At 60.2% G+C, this 15,889-nt stretch carries 14 protein-coding genes; 5 read left to right on the top strand and 9 right to left on the bottom strand.

Annotation, left to right across the window (positions count from 1 at the left end; genetic code table 11):
- The first annotated feature begins 25 nt into the window (after positions 1-25).
- The 3 genes from plsB to ACA061_RS05250 all read left to right on the top strand — a co-directional run bounded on the left by plsB (position 26) and on the right by ACA061_RS05250 (position 3,752).
- On the top strand, positions 26-2,527 hold the full coding sequence (gene plsB / locus ACA061_RS05260; RefSeq protein ID WP_497300759.1) for a glycerol-3-phosphate 1-O-acyltransferase PlsB: 2,502 nt from the start codon (positions 26-28) through the stop codon (positions 2,525-2,527).
- Between the two features lie 115 nt (positions 2,528-2,642).
- Positions 2,643-3,041, top strand: coding sequence for a YbaY family lipoprotein (locus ACA061_RS05255; protein ID WP_150597616.1), 399 nt, complete (start codon positions 2,643-2,645; stop codon positions 3,039-3,041).
- 21 nt (positions 3,042-3,062) lie between these two features.
- On the top strand, positions 3,063-3,752 hold the full coding sequence (locus tag ACA061_RS05250) for a DUF4197 domain-containing protein (RefSeq protein ID WP_497300758.1): 690 nt from the start codon (positions 3,063-3,065) through the stop codon (positions 3,750-3,752).
- Between the two features lie 1,115 nt (positions 3,753-4,867).
- On the opposite strand, the gene ACA061_RS05245 is transcribed toward ACA061_RS05250, so the two are convergent.
- Together ACA061_RS05245 and ACA061_RS05240 are read right to left on the bottom strand one after the other, a co-directional pair.
- On the bottom strand, positions 4,868-7,936 hold the full coding sequence (locus ACA061_RS05245) for an efflux RND transporter permease subunit (RefSeq protein ID WP_497300757.1): 3,069 nt from the start codon (positions 7,934-7,936) through the stop codon (positions 4,868-4,870).
- A gap of 6 nt (positions 7,937-7,942) precedes the next feature.
- Positions 7,943-9,055 carry an efflux RND transporter periplasmic adaptor subunit gene (locus ACA061_RS05240; protein WP_210701077.1) on the bottom strand — a complete coding sequence of 371 codons (1,113 nt, stop codon included), beginning with the start codon at positions 9,053-9,055 and terminating at the stop codon, positions 7,943-7,945.
- A gap of 94 nt (positions 9,056-9,149) precedes the next feature.
- Here ACA061_RS05240 and ACA061_RS05235 point away from each other — a divergent pair, with 94 nt between their 5' ends.
- Positions 9,150-9,785: a TetR/AcrR family transcriptional regulator gene (locus ACA061_RS05235; protein ID WP_150594546.1), complete on the top strand. Its 636-nt coding sequence runs from the start codon at positions 9,150-9,152 to the stop codon at positions 9,783-9,785.
- A gap of 132 nt (positions 9,786-9,917) precedes the next feature.
- On the opposite strand, the gene ACA061_RS05230 is transcribed toward ACA061_RS05235, so the two are convergent.
- Entirely contained in the window at positions 9,918-10,700 is a 783-nt protein-coding gene (locus ACA061_RS05230; protein ID WP_497300756.1) for a class I SAM-dependent methyltransferase, read from the bottom strand.
- Positions 10,701-10,793: 93 nt separating this feature from the next.
- Between ACA061_RS05230 and ACA061_RS05225 the strand changes: the two genes are divergently transcribed.
- A complete protein-coding gene (locus ACA061_RS05225) occupies positions 10,794-11,414 on the top strand; it encodes a hypothetical protein (RefSeq protein ID WP_042560794.1) in 621 nt (206 codons plus the stop codon).
- A gap of 3 nt (positions 11,415-11,417) precedes the next feature.
- Here the strand turns inward: ACA061_RS05225 and ACA061_RS05220 are convergent, their stop codons facing one another.
- The 6 genes from ACA061_RS05220 to adk all read right to left on the bottom strand — a co-directional run bounded on the left by ACA061_RS05220 (position 11,418) and on the right by adk (position 15,777).
- The gene (locus ACA061_RS05220) at positions 11,418-12,110 is read right to left on the bottom strand and encodes an extensin-like domain-containing protein (protein WP_210701078.1); all 693 of its coding nucleotides are present in this window, start codon (positions 12,108-12,110) and stop codon (positions 11,418-11,420) included.
- Positions 12,111-12,112: 2 nt separating this feature from the next.
- Positions 12,113-12,949, bottom strand: coding sequence for an isocitrate lyase/PEP mutase family protein (locus ACA061_RS05215; RefSeq protein WP_210701079.1), 837 nt, complete (start codon positions 12,947-12,949; stop codon positions 12,113-12,115).
- Between the two features lie 32 nt (positions 12,950-12,981).
- Positions 12,982-13,842 (bottom strand): DUF72 domain-containing protein, encoded by an 861-nt coding sequence (locus ACA061_RS05210; protein WP_497300754.1) that lies wholly within the window; start codon positions 13,840-13,842, stop codon positions 12,982-12,984.
- Entirely contained in the window at positions 13,842-14,150 is a 309-nt protein-coding gene (locus ACA061_RS05205) for a hypothetical protein (RefSeq protein ID WP_042560798.1), read from the bottom strand. The genes ACA061_RS05210 and ACA061_RS05205 overlap by 1 nt, the downstream gene beginning before the upstream one ends.
- A gap of 212 nt (positions 14,151-14,362) precedes the next feature.
- Complete coding sequence (gene tsaB, locus ACA061_RS05200) at positions 14,363-15,037, bottom strand: tRNA (adenosine(37)-N6)-threonylcarbamoyltransferase complex dimerization subunit type 1 TsaB (RefSeq protein ID WP_150604734.1); 675 nt, start codon at positions 15,035-15,037, stop codon at positions 14,363-14,365.
- 92 nt (positions 15,038-15,129) lie between these two features.
- A complete protein-coding gene (gene adk, locus ACA061_RS05195) occupies positions 15,130-15,777 on the bottom strand; it encodes an adenylate kinase (RefSeq protein WP_103303063.1) in 648 nt (215 codons plus the stop codon).
- Positions 15,778-15,889: the final 112 nt, after the last annotated feature.

The raw sequence follows: 15,889 nt of genomic DNA, 5'->3' as shown, positions 1-15,889 counted from the left end.
TTTTATCCACTCATGCAGAAGCCGTATGACCCGTTCCCCGTTCCGCCGTCTTGTGTTTGGCACCTTGCGCCGACTGTTGTATCTCTGGGTTCGCTCCGAGACGATCAACCAGTCGTCGTTCACTCTCAACCTCGACCGCAGTCGTCCGGTGTTCTACGTCCTGCAAAACCCTTCGCTGACCGATCTGGCCGTGCTCGACACCGAGTGCACCAAGGCCGGTCTGCCGCGTCCGGTGCTGCCAGTGTCGGTGGGTAATTTGCTGGAACCGGCGGCGTTCTTCTATCTGACGCCGGAACCGGACTGGCTCGGCCGTCAGGACAAACGCGGCGCGCCGCCGACGCTGACGCGACTCGTCAGCGCGCTGAGCCAGAACGCCGCCGAAGACGCGCAGATCATTCCGGTCAGCGTGTTCTGGGGTCAGTCGCCGGATAGCGAATCGAGCCCGTGGAAACTGCTGTTTGCCGACAGTTGGGCAGTCACCGGGCGCTTGCGTCGCCTGCTGAGCATCATGATTCTCGGGCGCAAGACCCGCGTGCAATTCTCCGCGCCAATCCATCTGCGCGAACTGATCGATCACAACAAGGGCCACGAGCGCACCGTGCGCATGGCCCAGCGAATCCTGCGCGTGCACTTCCGCAATCTAAAAGCCGCGGTCATCGGCCCGGACATTTCCCACCGCCGTAACCTCGTCAAAGGCCTGCTCAACCAGCCATTGGTCAAGCAAGCGATCCTCGACGAAGCCGAACGCGAAAACATCTCGCCGGAAAAAGCCAAGGCCCAGGCCCTGCGCTATGGCAACGAGATCGCCTCGGACTACACCTACACCGCGATCCGCTTTCTCGAAGTGGTGCTGAGCTGGTTCTGGAACAAAATCTACGACGGCATCAAGGTCAACCACATCGAAGGCGTGCAGAAAGTCGCGCAGGGTCACGAAGTGATCTACGTGCCGTGCCACCGCAGCCACATCGACTACTTGCTGCTGTCGTACTTGCTGTTCCGCAACGGCCTGACCCCGCCGCACATCGCCGCCGGGATCAACCTGAACATGCCGGTGATCGGCAGCCTGCTGCGTCGTGGCGGCGCGTTCTTCATGCGCCGCACATTCAAGGGCAATCCGCTGTACACCTCGGTGTTCAACGAATACCTGCACACGCTGTTCACCAAGGGTTTCCCGGTCGAGTACTTCGTCGAGGGCGGCCGCTCGCGCACGGGGCGCATGCTGCAACCGAAAACCGGGATGCTCGCGATCACGATGCGCAGTTTCCTGCGCTCATCGCGCATGCCAATTGTGTTCGTGCCGGTGTACATCGGTTACGAGCGGGTGCTGGAAGGTCGCACCTACCTCGGCGAACTGCGTGGCGCGAGCAAGAAGAAAGAGTCGATTTTCGACATCTTCAAAGTCATCGGCGCACTCAAGCAGCGCTTCGGTCAGGTCGCCGTCAACTTCGGCGAACCGATCAAACTGGCGGAATTCCTCGACAGCGAGCAGCCGGACTGGCGCCAGCAGGAACTCGGTCCGCAATTCAAACCGGCGTGGCTCAACGAAACCACCAATCGCCTCGGCGAAAAAGTCGCGCAGCATCTGAACGAAGCGGCGGCGATCAACCCGGTAAATCTGGTCGCGCTCGCCCTTCTGTCGACCACACGCCTGGCGCTGGACGATCGGGCCATGGCGCGCGTGCTGGATCTGTATCTGGCGCTGCTGCGCAAGGTTCCCTACTCGCCGCACACCACGTTGCCCGAAGGCGATGGCCGCGCGCTGATCGAACATGTGAAGGACATGGACCTGCTGTCCGAGCAGAACGATGCGCTGGGCAAGATTCTCTATCTCGACGAGCAAAATGCCGTCCTGATGACCTACTACCGCAACAACGTGCTGCACATCTTCGCGCTGCCGTCGCTGCTGGCGAGCTTCTTCCAGAGCACCTCGCGCATGAGCCGCGAACAGATCCTGCGCTACACCCGTGCCCTGTATCCGTACCTGCAATCGGAGTTGTTCATCCGCTGGACGCTGGACGAACTCGACGCCGTGGTCGATCAGTGGCTGGAAGCGTTTGTCGAACAAGGTCTGCTGCGCTTCGAGAAAGACGTGTACATGCGCCCGGCGCCAAGTTCGCGGCACTTCGTGTTGCTGACCCTGCTGTCGAAAAGCATCGCGCAGACGCTGCAACGTTTCTACATGACGGTTTCGCTGCTGCTCAACGCCGGGCAAAACACCATCAGCGCCGAAGAACTGGAAGACCTGTGCACCGTCATGGCCCAGCGCCTGTCGATCCTGCACGGCCTCAATGCCCCGGAATTCTTCGACAAGAGCCTGTTCCGCCATTTCATCCAGACCCTGCTCGACCTCGACGTTTTGCGTCGCGACGAAGCCGGCAAACTGAGCTACCACGAACTGCTCGGCGAACTGGCCGAAGGCGCGGCCAAACGCGTGTTGCCGGCGGAGATTCGCTTGTCGATCCGTCAGGTGGCGCTGCATCGCAGTGAAGATGCGGCCGACCAGACCACCACTCAGCCCGAAGCCTGATGAAAGCCTGTAGGAGTGAGCCTGCTCGCGAAGGCGTCGTGTCAGTCGCCGTCACTGTCGTCTGACACACCGCTATCGCGAGCAGGCTCGCTCCTACAATTGAAAGGAGAACACCATGAAAAAACTGACCATTCTCGCAGCCGCCACGCTGCTCAGCGCCTGCCAATCAACCACACCCGCCGGCAAGGCCAGCCTCGACGGTGAGGTGTTCTACCTGCAACGCATCGCCCTGCCACCGAGCGCGACCCTGAGCGTGAGCCTGCAAGACGTATCGCTGGCCGACGCCCCGGCCGTGGTGCTCGATGAACAGAAAGGCGCGGTCAAGGGTCAGGTGCCACTGCCTTTTCACTTGACCTACGATCCGGCGCAAGTCAAACCCGGCCACCGCTATTCGGTCAGCGCACGCATCGAGGTCAACGGTGAACTGATGTTCATCACCACCGAAAACCACGCCGTGCAACTCGACGGCAACGATCCGCAGCCGCTGAAAATCCGCGTCGACGCCATTCGCTAATTGCCTACCAAGGAAGCTGCCATGTTCCGCCCTACCCTTCGCTTCGCCGGCCTGTGCGCGGGCCTGATGATCTCCGCCAACGTACTGGCGCTGTCGCTCGCCGACCTGTCGCAGAAAGACGCCACCGGCGGCCTCAAGGACGCCCTGACCCAAGGCGCGCAACTGGCCGTCAAACAACTCGGTACCCCTGGCGGTTTCAGCAACAACCCTGACGTGAAAATCGAACTGCCGGGCAAACTCGGCAAAGCCGCCAGCAAGATGAAAGCCTTCGGCATGGGCGCCCAGGTCGAAGAGCTGGAAACCGCCATGAACAAAGCCGCGGAAACTGCCGTAACCCAGGCCCAGCCGATCCTCGTCGACGCCGTGAAGAAAATGAGCGTCGCCGACGCCAAAGGCATCCTCAGCGGCGGCACCGACTCGGCCACCCAGTACCTGGACAAATCCAGCCGCGAACAGATCCGCGCCAAATTCCTGCCCATCGTCAAACAAGCCACCGACAAAGTTGGCGTGGCACAGAAATACAACGCCTTCGCCGGCCAGGCCGCGACTTTCGGCGTTGTCGACGCGAAAAGTGCCAACGTCGAAAACTACGTCACCGAGCAAGCGCTCAACGGCTTGTTCGAAATGATCGGCAAGCAGGAAGAAACCATTCGCAAGAACCCGGCTGCTGCGGCGACGGGGCTGGCGAAGAAGGTGTTCGGGACGCTCTAAACTCCCCTCCCAACAAAAAGCCCGCTGACCTTCACAGGTCCAGCGGGCTTTTTTATGGTTGATATCGCACCCATGTAGGAGCTGCCGAAGGCTGCGATCTTTTGATCTGGGTTTTAACTTTCAGAAACTCAAAGTCAAAAGATCGCAGCCTTCGGCAGCTCCTACAGAGGAGTCAATACATCCGCGATAGTTTGGTTACCTGGCAAACCGCCACTGCGAGGATGCCAACGCTCGAAGTCCTCGGTATGCAGATAACAACGCCCATCCTTCACCGGCGTATTTCGCAATAACAGACTGATCGCAATGTAGCGAACGCTGCGAAACCGCCTTCGCGAGCAGGCTCGCTCCCACAGTGGATTGAGTACATCACGTGGAGATTGAGCGGCTGGCGGACGCCATCGCTGGCAAGCCAGCTCCCACAATTTCGGCGCGTGCACTCAGGCAGAGATTGGGTGGCTGTGAGGGTGTCATCGCGAGCAGGCTCACTCCTACAGTTGGATCGCGTACGTCTGAAAGAAACACGTCCGCAGTCAGGCCGCCTTCGCGAGCAGGCTCACTCCTACAGTTGGATCGCATACGTCTGAAAGAAACACGTCGGCAGTCAGGCCGTCATCGCGAGCAGGCTCACTCCTACAGTTGGATCGCGTACGTCTGAAAGAAACACGTCCGCAGTCAGGCCGCCTTCGCGAGCAGGCTCACTCCCACAGGAAAGCAAAAGCAAAAAAGCACCCGCTTCGCTTCTCACCACTCAACAGGATGAGCGTTAGCTCGGCTGCAGCTCTTGATCTTGCCGTACCGGCCCCTTCGGCAGGCTGAGTGGAGGGATTGATCCGGGGGTGGGCGCGAAGCGCCGTTCGACGAAGTCGAATACATCGAAAGGAGGTGCAGCGCAGCAAACCGGAAGCGATGCCCCCGGATCAATTCCGGAGCGAAGGAACCCCGAGCCCCAGCGAGCGGGCCGAACGCCGGGGCCCAGACCTTTGGTTCCTTTGGGGCGTTTGCCAAAGGGACTCGCTGTAAGAGCGAAACCGCCAGCGGCAACACCCGCAGAAACGGATATTCACCCAAAACCCCCAGAGCATGGTCGGCTCAAAGGCCGCCAAGCCCCAAGAAGATCACCCCTCCCGACGAACCCTGAACCAAGCCGCATACAAAGCAGGCAAAAACAAAAGCGTCAACGCCGTAGCCACAATCAACCCGCCCATGATCGCCACCGCCATCGGCCCAAAAAACACACTGCGCGACAACGGAATCATCGCCAGCACCGCCGCCAACGCCGTCAGCACAATCGGCCGAAAACGCCGCACCGTCGCCTCGATAATCGCCTGCCAAGGCCTCAGCCCCGAGGCGATATCCTGCTCGATCTGATCCACCAGAATCACCGAATTGCGCATGATCATCCCCGACAGCGCGATCGTCCCCAGCATCGCCACAAACCCGAACGGCTGACGGAACACCATTAGAAACAGCACCACCCCGATCAACCCCAACGGCGCCGTCAAAAACACCATCGCCGTGCGCGAGAAGCTACGCAGTTGCACCATCAGCAAGGTCAGCACCACGACAATAAACATCGGCACCCCGGCGTTCACCGACGCCTGCCCGCGCGCCGAGTCCTCCACAGTACCGCCGACATCCAACAGATAACCGTCCGGCAATTCAGCGCGAATCGGATCAAGCGTCGGCATGATCTGCTTCACCAGCGTCGCCGGCTGCTCCTTGCCATAAATGTCCGCACGCACGGTCACGTTCGGCAGACGATTACGGTGCCAGATGATGCCTTCTTCAAAACCATATTCGAGCGTGGCGACCTGCGACAACGCCACGCTGCGACCGTTATCAGTCGGCACCGCCAGGCTCGGCAACAACGACAACTCAGTGCGCTCATGCACCGTGCCGCGCAGCAGAATCTCGATCAATTCGTTGTCTTCGCGATACTGACTGACACTCGATCCGGTCAACGAACTCTGCAGGAATTTCGCCAGATTGGCGGTGCTCACCCCAAGTGCCCGAGCGCGATCCTGATCAATATTCAGGTACACAACCTTGCTCGGCTCCTCCCAATCCAGATGCACATTGGCCACATGCGGGTTTTCGCGAACCTTGGCCGCCACTTTGCGCGCCAGTGCGCGGACTTCTTCGATGTGTTCACCGGTGATGCGGAACTGCACCGGATAGCCAACCGGCGGGCCGTTTTCCAGACGCGTGACTCGCGAACGCAGTGCCGGGAATTGCTCGTTGAGCGTGCTGATCAGCCAGCCCCGCAGCGCTTCACGCTCCTCGATATTTTTTGCCAACACGACAAACTGGGCGAAGCTCGCCGCCGGCAGTTGCTGATCCAGTGGCAAGTAGAAACGCGGTGATCCGGTGCCGACATATGCCACATAGTTGTCGATACCGGCGTGCTCCTTGAGCATCGCTTCCAGGCGTTTGACTTCGCCGGTGGTATTGGCCAGCGACGCACCCTCGGCCAGTTTCAGATCGACCATCAATTCCAGCCGATTGGAGGCCGGGAAGAACTGCTGCGGCACGAAACGGAACAGCACCACCGAGGCGATAAACAGCCCGACCGTCAACACGATCACGGTTTTGCGATGCGACACGCACCACTCCACCAAACGCCGAACCCGCTGATAAAACGGTGTGCCATACGGGTCCGCCTGACCATCGGCAGTGCCGTGTTTGGCCGCATGAATTTTCGCCAGATCCGGCAGGAGTTTTTCCCCCAGATACGGCACGAACACCACCGCCGCCACCCATGAAGCGAGCAACGCAATCGTCACGACCTGAAAGATCGAGCGGGTGTATTCACCCGTACCGGACTGCGCAGTGGCAATCGGCAGGAAGCCTGCAGCGGTGATCAGCGTACCGGTGAGCATCGGGAACGCGGTGCTGGTCCAGGCGTAGCTGGCCGCGCGAATTCGATCGAAGCCCTGCTCCATTTTGATCGCCATCATTTCCACGGCAATGATCGCGTCATCCACCAGCAGCCCCAACGCCAGCACCAGCGCACCGAGGGAGATTTTGTGCAGGCCGATGCCGAGGTAATACATGCAGGCGAAGGTCATCGCCAGCACCAGCGGAATGGTCAGCGCCACGACCATGCCGGTGCGCACGCCAAGGGAGAAGAAACTCACCAGCAACACGATCGCCAGCGCCTCGACCAACACTTGAACAAACTCGCCGACCCCGGTTTTCACCGCTGCTGGCTGGTCGGAGACTTTGCGCAATTGCATGCCGGCCGGAAGGTTTTTCTGGATCCGCGAGAACTCGCCTTCCAGTGCCTTGCCGAGCACCAAAATGTCGCCGCCGTCCTTCATCGCCACGGCCAGACCAATCGCGTCTTCAGCCATGAAGCGCATGCGCGGCGCCGGCGGATCGTTGAAACCGCGACGCACGTCGGCAACATCGGAGATACGGAAGGTCCGGTCGCCGACGCGGATCGGGAAGTTCTTGATCTCCTCGACTGTCTGAAAATTCCCCGTGACCCGTAGCTGCAAGCGCTCGCTGCCCGTCTCGAAGAAGCCAGCGGTGGACACCGCGTTCTGCTCTTCCAGCGCCTGTTGCACCGCCGCCAGCGGCAAACCGAGGGTAGCGAGTTTGACGTTGGACAGCTCGACCCAGATCTTTTCGTCCTGCAAACCAAGCAAGTCGACCTTGCCGACATCCTTGACCCGCTGCAGTTGAATCTGGATGCGGTCGGCGTAATCCTTGAGCACGGCGTAGTCGAAACCGTCGCCGGTCAGTGCGTAGATATTGCCGAAGGTCGTGCCAAATTCATCGTTGAAGAACGGCCCCTGAATCCCCGGCGGCAACGTCTGACGAATGTCGCTGACCTTTTTGCGCACCTGATACCAGAGATCTGGAATGTCTTTGGAATGCATCGAATCGCGAGCAATGAACGTGACCTGAGATTCGCCGGGACGCGAGAAGGAAACGATGCGTTCGTACTCGCCGGTTTCCATCAGTTTCTTTTCGATGCGCTCGGTCACCTGACGCGAAACCTCCTCTGCCGTGGCGCCCGGCCAGCGGGTCTGGATGACCATGGCTTTGAAGGTGAACGGCGGGTCTTCGCTCTGGCCGAGCTTGGTGTAGGACAACGCACCGACGATGGCCAGCAAAAGCATCAGGAACAGTACGATCTGGCGATTACGCAGCGCCCATTCGGAAAGGTTGAAGCGCATCGGGGCTTACTCCTTGTCCGCCAGATTGACCACACGATTGGAGCGATCCACGGGGCGCACCTGCTGCCCTTCGAGCAGGACATGCACGCCTGCGGCGACCACCCAATCACTGGCGTTCAAGCCTTCGAGCACCGGCACGACTTTCTCGCCGAACGGGCCGACACGCACCGGAGTTTTCTTCAATGTGTTGTTGGCACCAACGACCCAGACGTAGGTCGCGCCATTTTCAGCGGTCAGCGCCGAGAGCGGCACCGACAGCGACACGGCATCGGCCGATTGCACGAACACCCGGGCGCTCTGGCCCAGTTCGGCCGGGACCTTGCCGCTGGTAAAAGAAATTCGCGCGGCGAAGGTGCGCGATTTCGGATCGGCAGACGGCGACAGCTCACGAATCTGCCCGGCGAAGCGCTGGTTCTGCTGGGTCCAGAGTTCGACCGTCACCGGTTGCCCAACCTTGAAGCGTCCGAAACTCTGCTCCGGCAGGCCGATCAGCACTTCACGTTCGCCATCGGTGGCGAGGGTGAACACGGTTTGCCCGGCCGCGACCACTTGCCCGACTTCGACCGAACGCTTGGCCACCACGCCATCCTGTGGCGCGCGCAGCACGGCGTAACTGGCCTGGTTGGTCGAGACGTTGAATTCGGCTTTGATCTGCTTGAGGCGGGCTTCGCCGGAGCGATAGAGGTTTTCGGCGTTGTCGTACGCGGAGCGGCTGACCATCTGCCGATCCATCAGGGTTTTGTAGCGGTCGCGCTCGGCACGGACGAGGTTGAGATTGGCTTCAGCGGCGGAAACCTGAGCGCGGGTGGCTTCCAGTTGCAGGCGCACGTCCTGCGGATCGAGTTCGGCGAGGGGTTGGTCTGCCTTCACGCGCTGACCTTCGTCGACCAGTCGTCGGCTGACTTTGCCCCCTATGCGAAACGCCAGATCGGGTTCGTAGCGGGCACGCACCTCGCCCGGATAACTTTCCATCGCCTGCGCCGAAGGCTCAGGCTGCACCACCATGGCCGGTCGTACGGTGACTTGCGTCACCTCTTCCTGGCCGCACGCGGACAATAAAAAAACCAGACTGACTGGCAATGCAAATGGCCACGTGAGGTGCAGTGCATGGCGGAACATGATGACGGACCTTTCGCTAATGGTGCTTGGAATAATTATACTGGCGGGTATGTTATTAATAGCAAACTCACCAGTCCAGTAATAAAAGCGAAGAATGTCGAACAATCTTTCAGCTCCAAACGGCCCGGGCCGCCCCAAGGATCTGGCCAAGCGCCAGGCCATCCTCGATGCGGCGAAAATTCTGTTTCTGAGTCATGGCTACGCCAACACCAGCATGGACGCGGTCGCCGCCGAGGCGGGGGTGTCTAAACTGACGGTTTACAGCCATTTCAACGACAAGGAGACGCTGTTCTCTGCCGCCGTGATGGCCAAATGCGAGGAGCAATTGCCGCCGCTGTTCTTCGAATTACCGGCAGGCATCGCTGTGGAAAAGGTGTTGCTGAACATTGCCCGAGGCTTTCATCAACTGATCAACAGCGATGAATCGGTGAATCTGCATCGCCTGATCATGGCGCTGGGCAGTCAGGATCCGAAGCTGTCGCTGATCTTCTTCGAGGCAGGCCCGCAGCGCATGGTGCAGGGCATGGAGCGGTTGTTGACGCAGATCCATGACAGCGGCGCGCTGAGCATTGATCTGCCACGCAATGCGGCGGAGCATTTTTTCTGCCTGATCAAGGGCGCGGGGAATTTCCGCTTGTTGTATGGCTGTGGTGAGCCGTTGGGCGAAGAGGCTTCAGAGAGCCATGTGCGGGAAGTTGTGGGGTTGTTTATGCGGGCTTACAGACCTTAGCTTCTGCCTTGTCTGCACTGCCGCTATCGCTGGCAAGCCAGCTCCCACAGGGATTGGAGTGTGATCACAAATTGTGTGCACACCACGAAAACCTGTGGGAGCTGGCTTGCCAGCGATGGAGGCGACTCGGTATCAGGCCTTGAGCGCCTTCTTCGGATAGATGTCATACCGACTGGACTTGCCATCCAGCGCATGACTCGGTTTGGGCCCCTCAATGCAAGGTGCCTTGCGCGGGCGTTTGACCACCACCCGGTGCGTCGCCAGCGCCAGCGCCGCTTCGAGCAACGCCGGGGCATCCGGATCATCACCAACCAGTGGCCGGAACAGGCGCATTTCCTTCTTCACCAGCGCGGTTTTCTCGCGATGCGGAAACATCGGGTCGAGGTAGATCACCTGCGGCGGCTCGCCTTCCCAGTTGCGCATGACCTCGATGGAGTTGCCCTTGAGCAACTTCATCCGCGCCACGATCGGCGCCACATCGAAATCTTCCGCCGCCCGCGCCAGACCATCCTCCAGCAATGCGCCGATCAGCGGCTGACGCTCGATCAGGCTCATCTCGCAACCCAGACTCGCCAGCACGAACGCATCCTTGCCCAGACCCGCCGTCGCATCCAGCACCCGCGGGCGCACGCCTTGAGCGACGCCGACAGCCTTGGCGATCATCTGCCCGCTGCCGCCGCCGTATAACCGACGATGCGCCGCGCCACCCTCGACGAAGTCCACGCGCACCGGCCCCGGCGCGTCCGGCCCCAGTTGCTGCAATTGCAAACCCTGTTCGCCGACCTGCAAGGCAAACTCGCCGTCGACCACCTCAAGCGGCAGGCCCAGGCGCTCGGCCCAGTGCTCGGCTTGCACAGCGAACGTCGGGCCGAGGGCTTCGACATGGATGCGGCAGGCCGCGGGTTGCTCAATCATTGGAAAACACGCTCAAAAATTTAAGGATCGGCAAAAACCGCCGATAACTCATTCAACGCGCATTTTGCCAGAGCTGAGCGTCAACCGAAAAAAATGTCAGGCATTCTTCCCACATCGATTGGCTACATCTCGCCCCATGGCGATTTCAGCCGTCATAACACTCAAGCACTGAGCGGCGTCAGCCACCTGTGGCAGGATTTCTTTGCCCAGGCGATGGCCGAACAGACGAGTGATGTGGTGCCGGCCTGCGGCACGTTTCCCCCGGTTGACCTGACCAGCCCGGAAGAACCGACCGTCGGCAGCGAACTGCACGCACACATCATCAGCCAGCGCGAATGCGATGTAGTTGAAACCCAGGTGCGTCCGCCAGAGCCGCTGTTTTTGCCGATCGCCGAGTTCGAAATGGAGCTGCTGGACAAACCGTTCCCACCGTTCCCGCCAGAAGAAATCAAGGCTCAGCAAGGGCAACAGGACTTCGACAGCAGTTGGGTTCGCCCGATCGTGATCAACAACGGTCAACCGATTCCGGAACCGGGTGCCGCGCCGCAGAAGCGTCCGCTGTATTTGCCGATTGCCGAGTTCGACCTGGACCTGCTGCAAAAGCCTTACCCGCCATTCCCGCCGGAAGAAATCGTCGAGCAGCAGAAAGCCCTGGACTTCGATAACGGCTGGGCACGCCCGATTGTTCTGCAGAACCTGCGCATCGCCGCTTGAATCTCAGCGACACACGCTCCAGCGCCCGACATCGACATGAAAGTGATTGCGATGGGCGGCGTTGTAATCAGGGCTCAACACCACACTGAACGCCTCGCAGGCGCCGTCGCGCACCTGACGCAGAAACTGTGCGTCCTGATTTTTCTTGGGCCAGTCTCTGAGCACGCTGACGGTCCGGCCATCGGCCAGCCGAAAACCGGCGATATCCAGCGCATCGGCACTGGCATGGCGGCTGAGCGCACCACTCTCGCGGTTATAGATATTTCGACAGGCAAAGCTGCCGAGGTGATCGAGACGCGCGACGTTCTGGCCGTAAATGGCCTGTGCCGCGGGTTGCAGCGAGTGCCGCTCAAACATCGCGTACGCGACTGCCAGCGGACAACTGGCGAGGAAACTGCTGCTCAGCGCCACCTCGCCGCCCTGCACGCGCAAAGCGCCGATCAGCGGGCATTTGGCACCGGGGCTGTCGGACTGCGGCGTGACGCGCAGTGCAGAACTGCGCAGTGCCTGGGCGCAGAGTTCGGGATCGCCGCGCAAACGCATCAGCTTGTAGCCGGTCAGCCAGTTAGGCGTGGCTTTGACGTCCAGCGGCGCCCACGGATTGAATTGCGCCGGCACCTCTAGCCAACCACGCCAGACACTGATCGCAGCGCCGCCGATGCTCAGCAGAATAAACAGCGCAAACCAACGCCCCATGCTCAGCCTTTGAAAAACTGATTGGCTTTGGCGTACGGCATCGACTGCGAAGTGAAGCCGAAGGTGCCGGACTGCTGAATTTCTTCAGCCGCGCGGAAGAACTCGCCGAACGCCGCCAATGCCAGCGCCGAACCGGTGCTGATCCGGCGCACGCCCATTTCTTCGAGTTGCTGCACAGTGAGTTTCAAGCCGCCGGACATCAACACGTTGACCGGTTTCGGCGCCACTGCGCGCACCACTGCAATCACTTCTTCGGCGGTGCGCAAACCCGGCGCATAAAGCACGTCGGCGCCCGCCTCGGCAAAGGCCTGCAAGCGGCGGATGGTGTCGTTGATGTCGGGATTGCCGTGCAGATAGTTTTCCGCCCGCGCTGTCAGGAGAAAGGGAAACGGCAGCGTGCGCACAGCGGCGACAGCGGCTTCGATGCGCGCCACAGCGTGTTCGAAGCAATAGATCGGCGCGTCTGCGCGGCCCGTGGCGTCCTCGATCGATCCGCCCACCGCGCCCGCCTCTGCTGCACGCAACAGGCTTTTCGCGGACTCGACCGGGTCGTCGGCAAAACCGTTTTCCAGATCCACCGCCACCGGCAAATCGGTCGATGCGACTATCGCCCGGACGTTGGCCAAGGTGTCATCCAGGCTCAAGGCGCCATCGGCTTTGCCCTGGGAAAACGCATAACCTGCGCTGGTGGTGGCCAATGCCTGATAGCCAAGGCTTGCGAGCATCTTCGCCGAGCCGGCATCCCACGGATTGGGAATGACGAAAATCCCCGGACGCTCATGCAGGGCTTTGAAGGCTTGGGCTTTACGGGCTTGTTCGGTAAGGGCTTGCACGTCCATCGACTGGCTCCAGGGCAGGAAACGAATCTGCCTCAGAGCAGGCCAAGTTGCTCCGCGGCGGGCTCTCTGTATAGCTCAGGCAGAGATGGCAGGCCAGGCAAACGTTGCATCAGTTGTGCGTGAAAACGTTGCGCGAGCTTTGCCGCCAACAGGTTATCGGCGGTGTGCAGGAAGATGTACGGCGTGCGGCCCTCTTCAATCCACTCGGCAATTTTCGCCACCCACGGTACAAGAAACGGATCGTTGGCTTCCAGTTCCGGATGGCCAATGAAGCGCACTTGCGGGAACTGCGTGAACGCCGCCGGACGCGTCGGTACTCGTGGTTTTTTCGATTGTGCGTGGATGACTGAAGAGTCGGTCGACAGGCAACTGAACAGCGCACGCGGATCGAGGCAGATACGCTCCACGCCCCGATCAAGTAGCAGACGATTGAGCAATCGCTCACTCTCGCCCTTGGCGAAGAACTGCTCGTGGCGCACTTCCACCGCCAGCGGGCAGTCCAGCGCATCAATGAATACCGCCAGTTCCGGCAGCCGATGCGGTGCGAAGCTTTTCGACAGTTGCAGCCACAGCGGCGATACACGCTCGCCGAGGGGTTTGAGTAATTGCAGGAAGATTTCGGCGGCGGTCAGTTGCTCACGCAAGTCGCCGCCGTGACTGATGTCGCCGGGGAACTTGGCAGTGAAGCGAAAGTGCGCAGGCATGGTTTCGGCCCAACGCTGCACGGTGGCGGGCGACGGGCTGGCGTAGAAAGTCGTATTGCCTTCCACCGCGTTGAACACTTGGGAATAGAGGCTGAGGAAGTCGGAGGTTTTTGCGTCTACCGGGTAAAGATACTCGCGCCAGGCGTTTTCGCTCCAGGACGGGCAACCGAGGTAGTAAGGCAGATCCATCAGATGTACAGATCGAGGCCCAGCACGTCCGCGTCCCAATCCACAAAACCGGCGGTGCTCAGGTAGCTGGCCAGGGCCATCGCTACGCTTTTCTTCATCGTGCGGTGGTAGATCATGTCTTGCTGACGGGCGGGCAGATTGGCCAGGCGTTGCGCGGAGGCTTTGGCAGCGCGGGCGGCCAGTTGCTCCTCAGTCGGGAATTCCAGCTCGCCGTCGATATCGTCGACGGATTCATCCAGCGCCGGATTGCCTTTGCGAGGCTTGCGCTTGATAGGGTAGGACTGAGTGGAAACGCCGTCTATACGCATAAAGTCATGCTCGGTATCAATGATGGCAATTTAGCGGCACTTGACCGACTTAGCAAACCGCCGAGTGATAACTAGAACACATAAAGCGCAAAAGGTTTAAAACGCGGGGTCAGAAACTGACGATTGGCGTCTGGAAGATCAAAAGATCGCAGCTCCTACAATTGGAATACGATCCCTGTAGGAGCTGCCGAAGGCTGCGATCTTTTAAAGGCTTAACGGGCTTTTGGGGTGGCGACTTTGTCGCGCAGGTAAACAGGCTGAGCATCATCTGCCGGGATCGCCTCACCGCGCTCCCAGGCAAATCGTGCCAGCGTCAGCAGGTCTTCGGCGTGGGGCAGCATGCCGGCATCAGAACCGTTCAGATTGACCGCGATACGCTCGGCGTAACTCCAACCGGTGCCCGCACCGAACCAGTCGCCGCTGGCATCGGCCGGCAGTGCCGCGACTTGCGGCGGCAACACCGCTTCAGCACCGACCAGACGCATCTCGCCCGCCGTTTCGCGGTAGCAGCCCCAATACACTTCATCCATCCGCGCATCGATGGCCGCGGCCACTTGGCTCACGCCATGCTCACGCAATGCACGTTGCGCCAGCACGGCAAGGTTGGACACCGGCAACACCGGACGGTCCAGCGCGAACGCCAGCCCCTGCACCACGCCAATGGCTATGCGCACACCGGTAAACGCACCCGGGCCGCGACCGAACGCAATCGCGTCAACCGCTTGCAACGTGGTGCCGGCGTCGGCCAGCAGTTGCTGGATCATCGGCAGCAGCTTCTGCGCGTGCAGGCGCGGGATCACCTCGTAATGGCTCGTGACCTTGCCGTCATGCAGCAAGGCAACGGAGCAAGCTTCAGTCGCGGTGTCCAGGGCCAGCAAGGTGCTCATCGATGTTTCCAAAACAGGTGGGAAAAAAGTGCGTCAGTATAAACAACTACGGCCCGCAAGCGGGCCGTGGATGTTGCCGCCGCTCAGACTTTTCAGCTCAGCGCTTCGAGTACCTTGGCGGTGATTGCCTCAACCGAACCAACGCCCGGGATGTGGCTGTACTTCGGCTTGCCGTTGGCAGCGGACAGCTTCTGGTAGAAGTCCACCAGTGGCTTGGTCTGCGAGTGGTAGACCGACAGGCGATGACGCACGGTTTCTTCGGTGTCGTCCTTGCGCTGTACCAGTTCGTCACCGGTGATGTCGTCTTTGCCGGCAATTTTCGGCGGGTTGTAGACGATGTGGTAAACGCGGCCGCTGGCCTCGTGAACACGACGACCGGCGATGCGTTGAACGATTTCTTCGTCTTCAACGGCGATTTCAACCACGGCGTCCAGCTCGACACCGGCAGTAACCAGCGCTTCAGCCTGCGGAATGGTGCGCGGGAAGCCGTCGAACAGGAAGCCGTTGGCGCAATCAGGTTGAGCGATGCGGTCTTGAACCAGTGCGATGATCAGGTCATCCGACACCAGGCCGCCGGCATCCATGATGCTCTTGGCTTGAACGCCCAGCGGAGTACCGGCCTTGACCGCTGCACGCAGCATGTCGCCAGTGGAAATTTGTGGAATGCCGAATTTCTCGGTGATGAACTTAGCCTGAGTACCTTTACCGGCCCCGGGAGCTCCCAGCAGAATGACGCGCATTAGATGTGCTCCTCAATTTTTTTATAAAAAGCTTTTACAAAACAAAGGCCTCGCCTCTTGGGACGAATCCTGAAAAATACGGGTCGTGGCCGCACAAACGGCCAAAGGCTGA

Source organism: Pseudomonas sp. LBUM1668 (assembly GCF_059695715.1).
The sequence above is the reverse complement of the archived record's forward strand: the minus strand, read 5'-3'. Positions and strand labels throughout refer to the sequence as shown.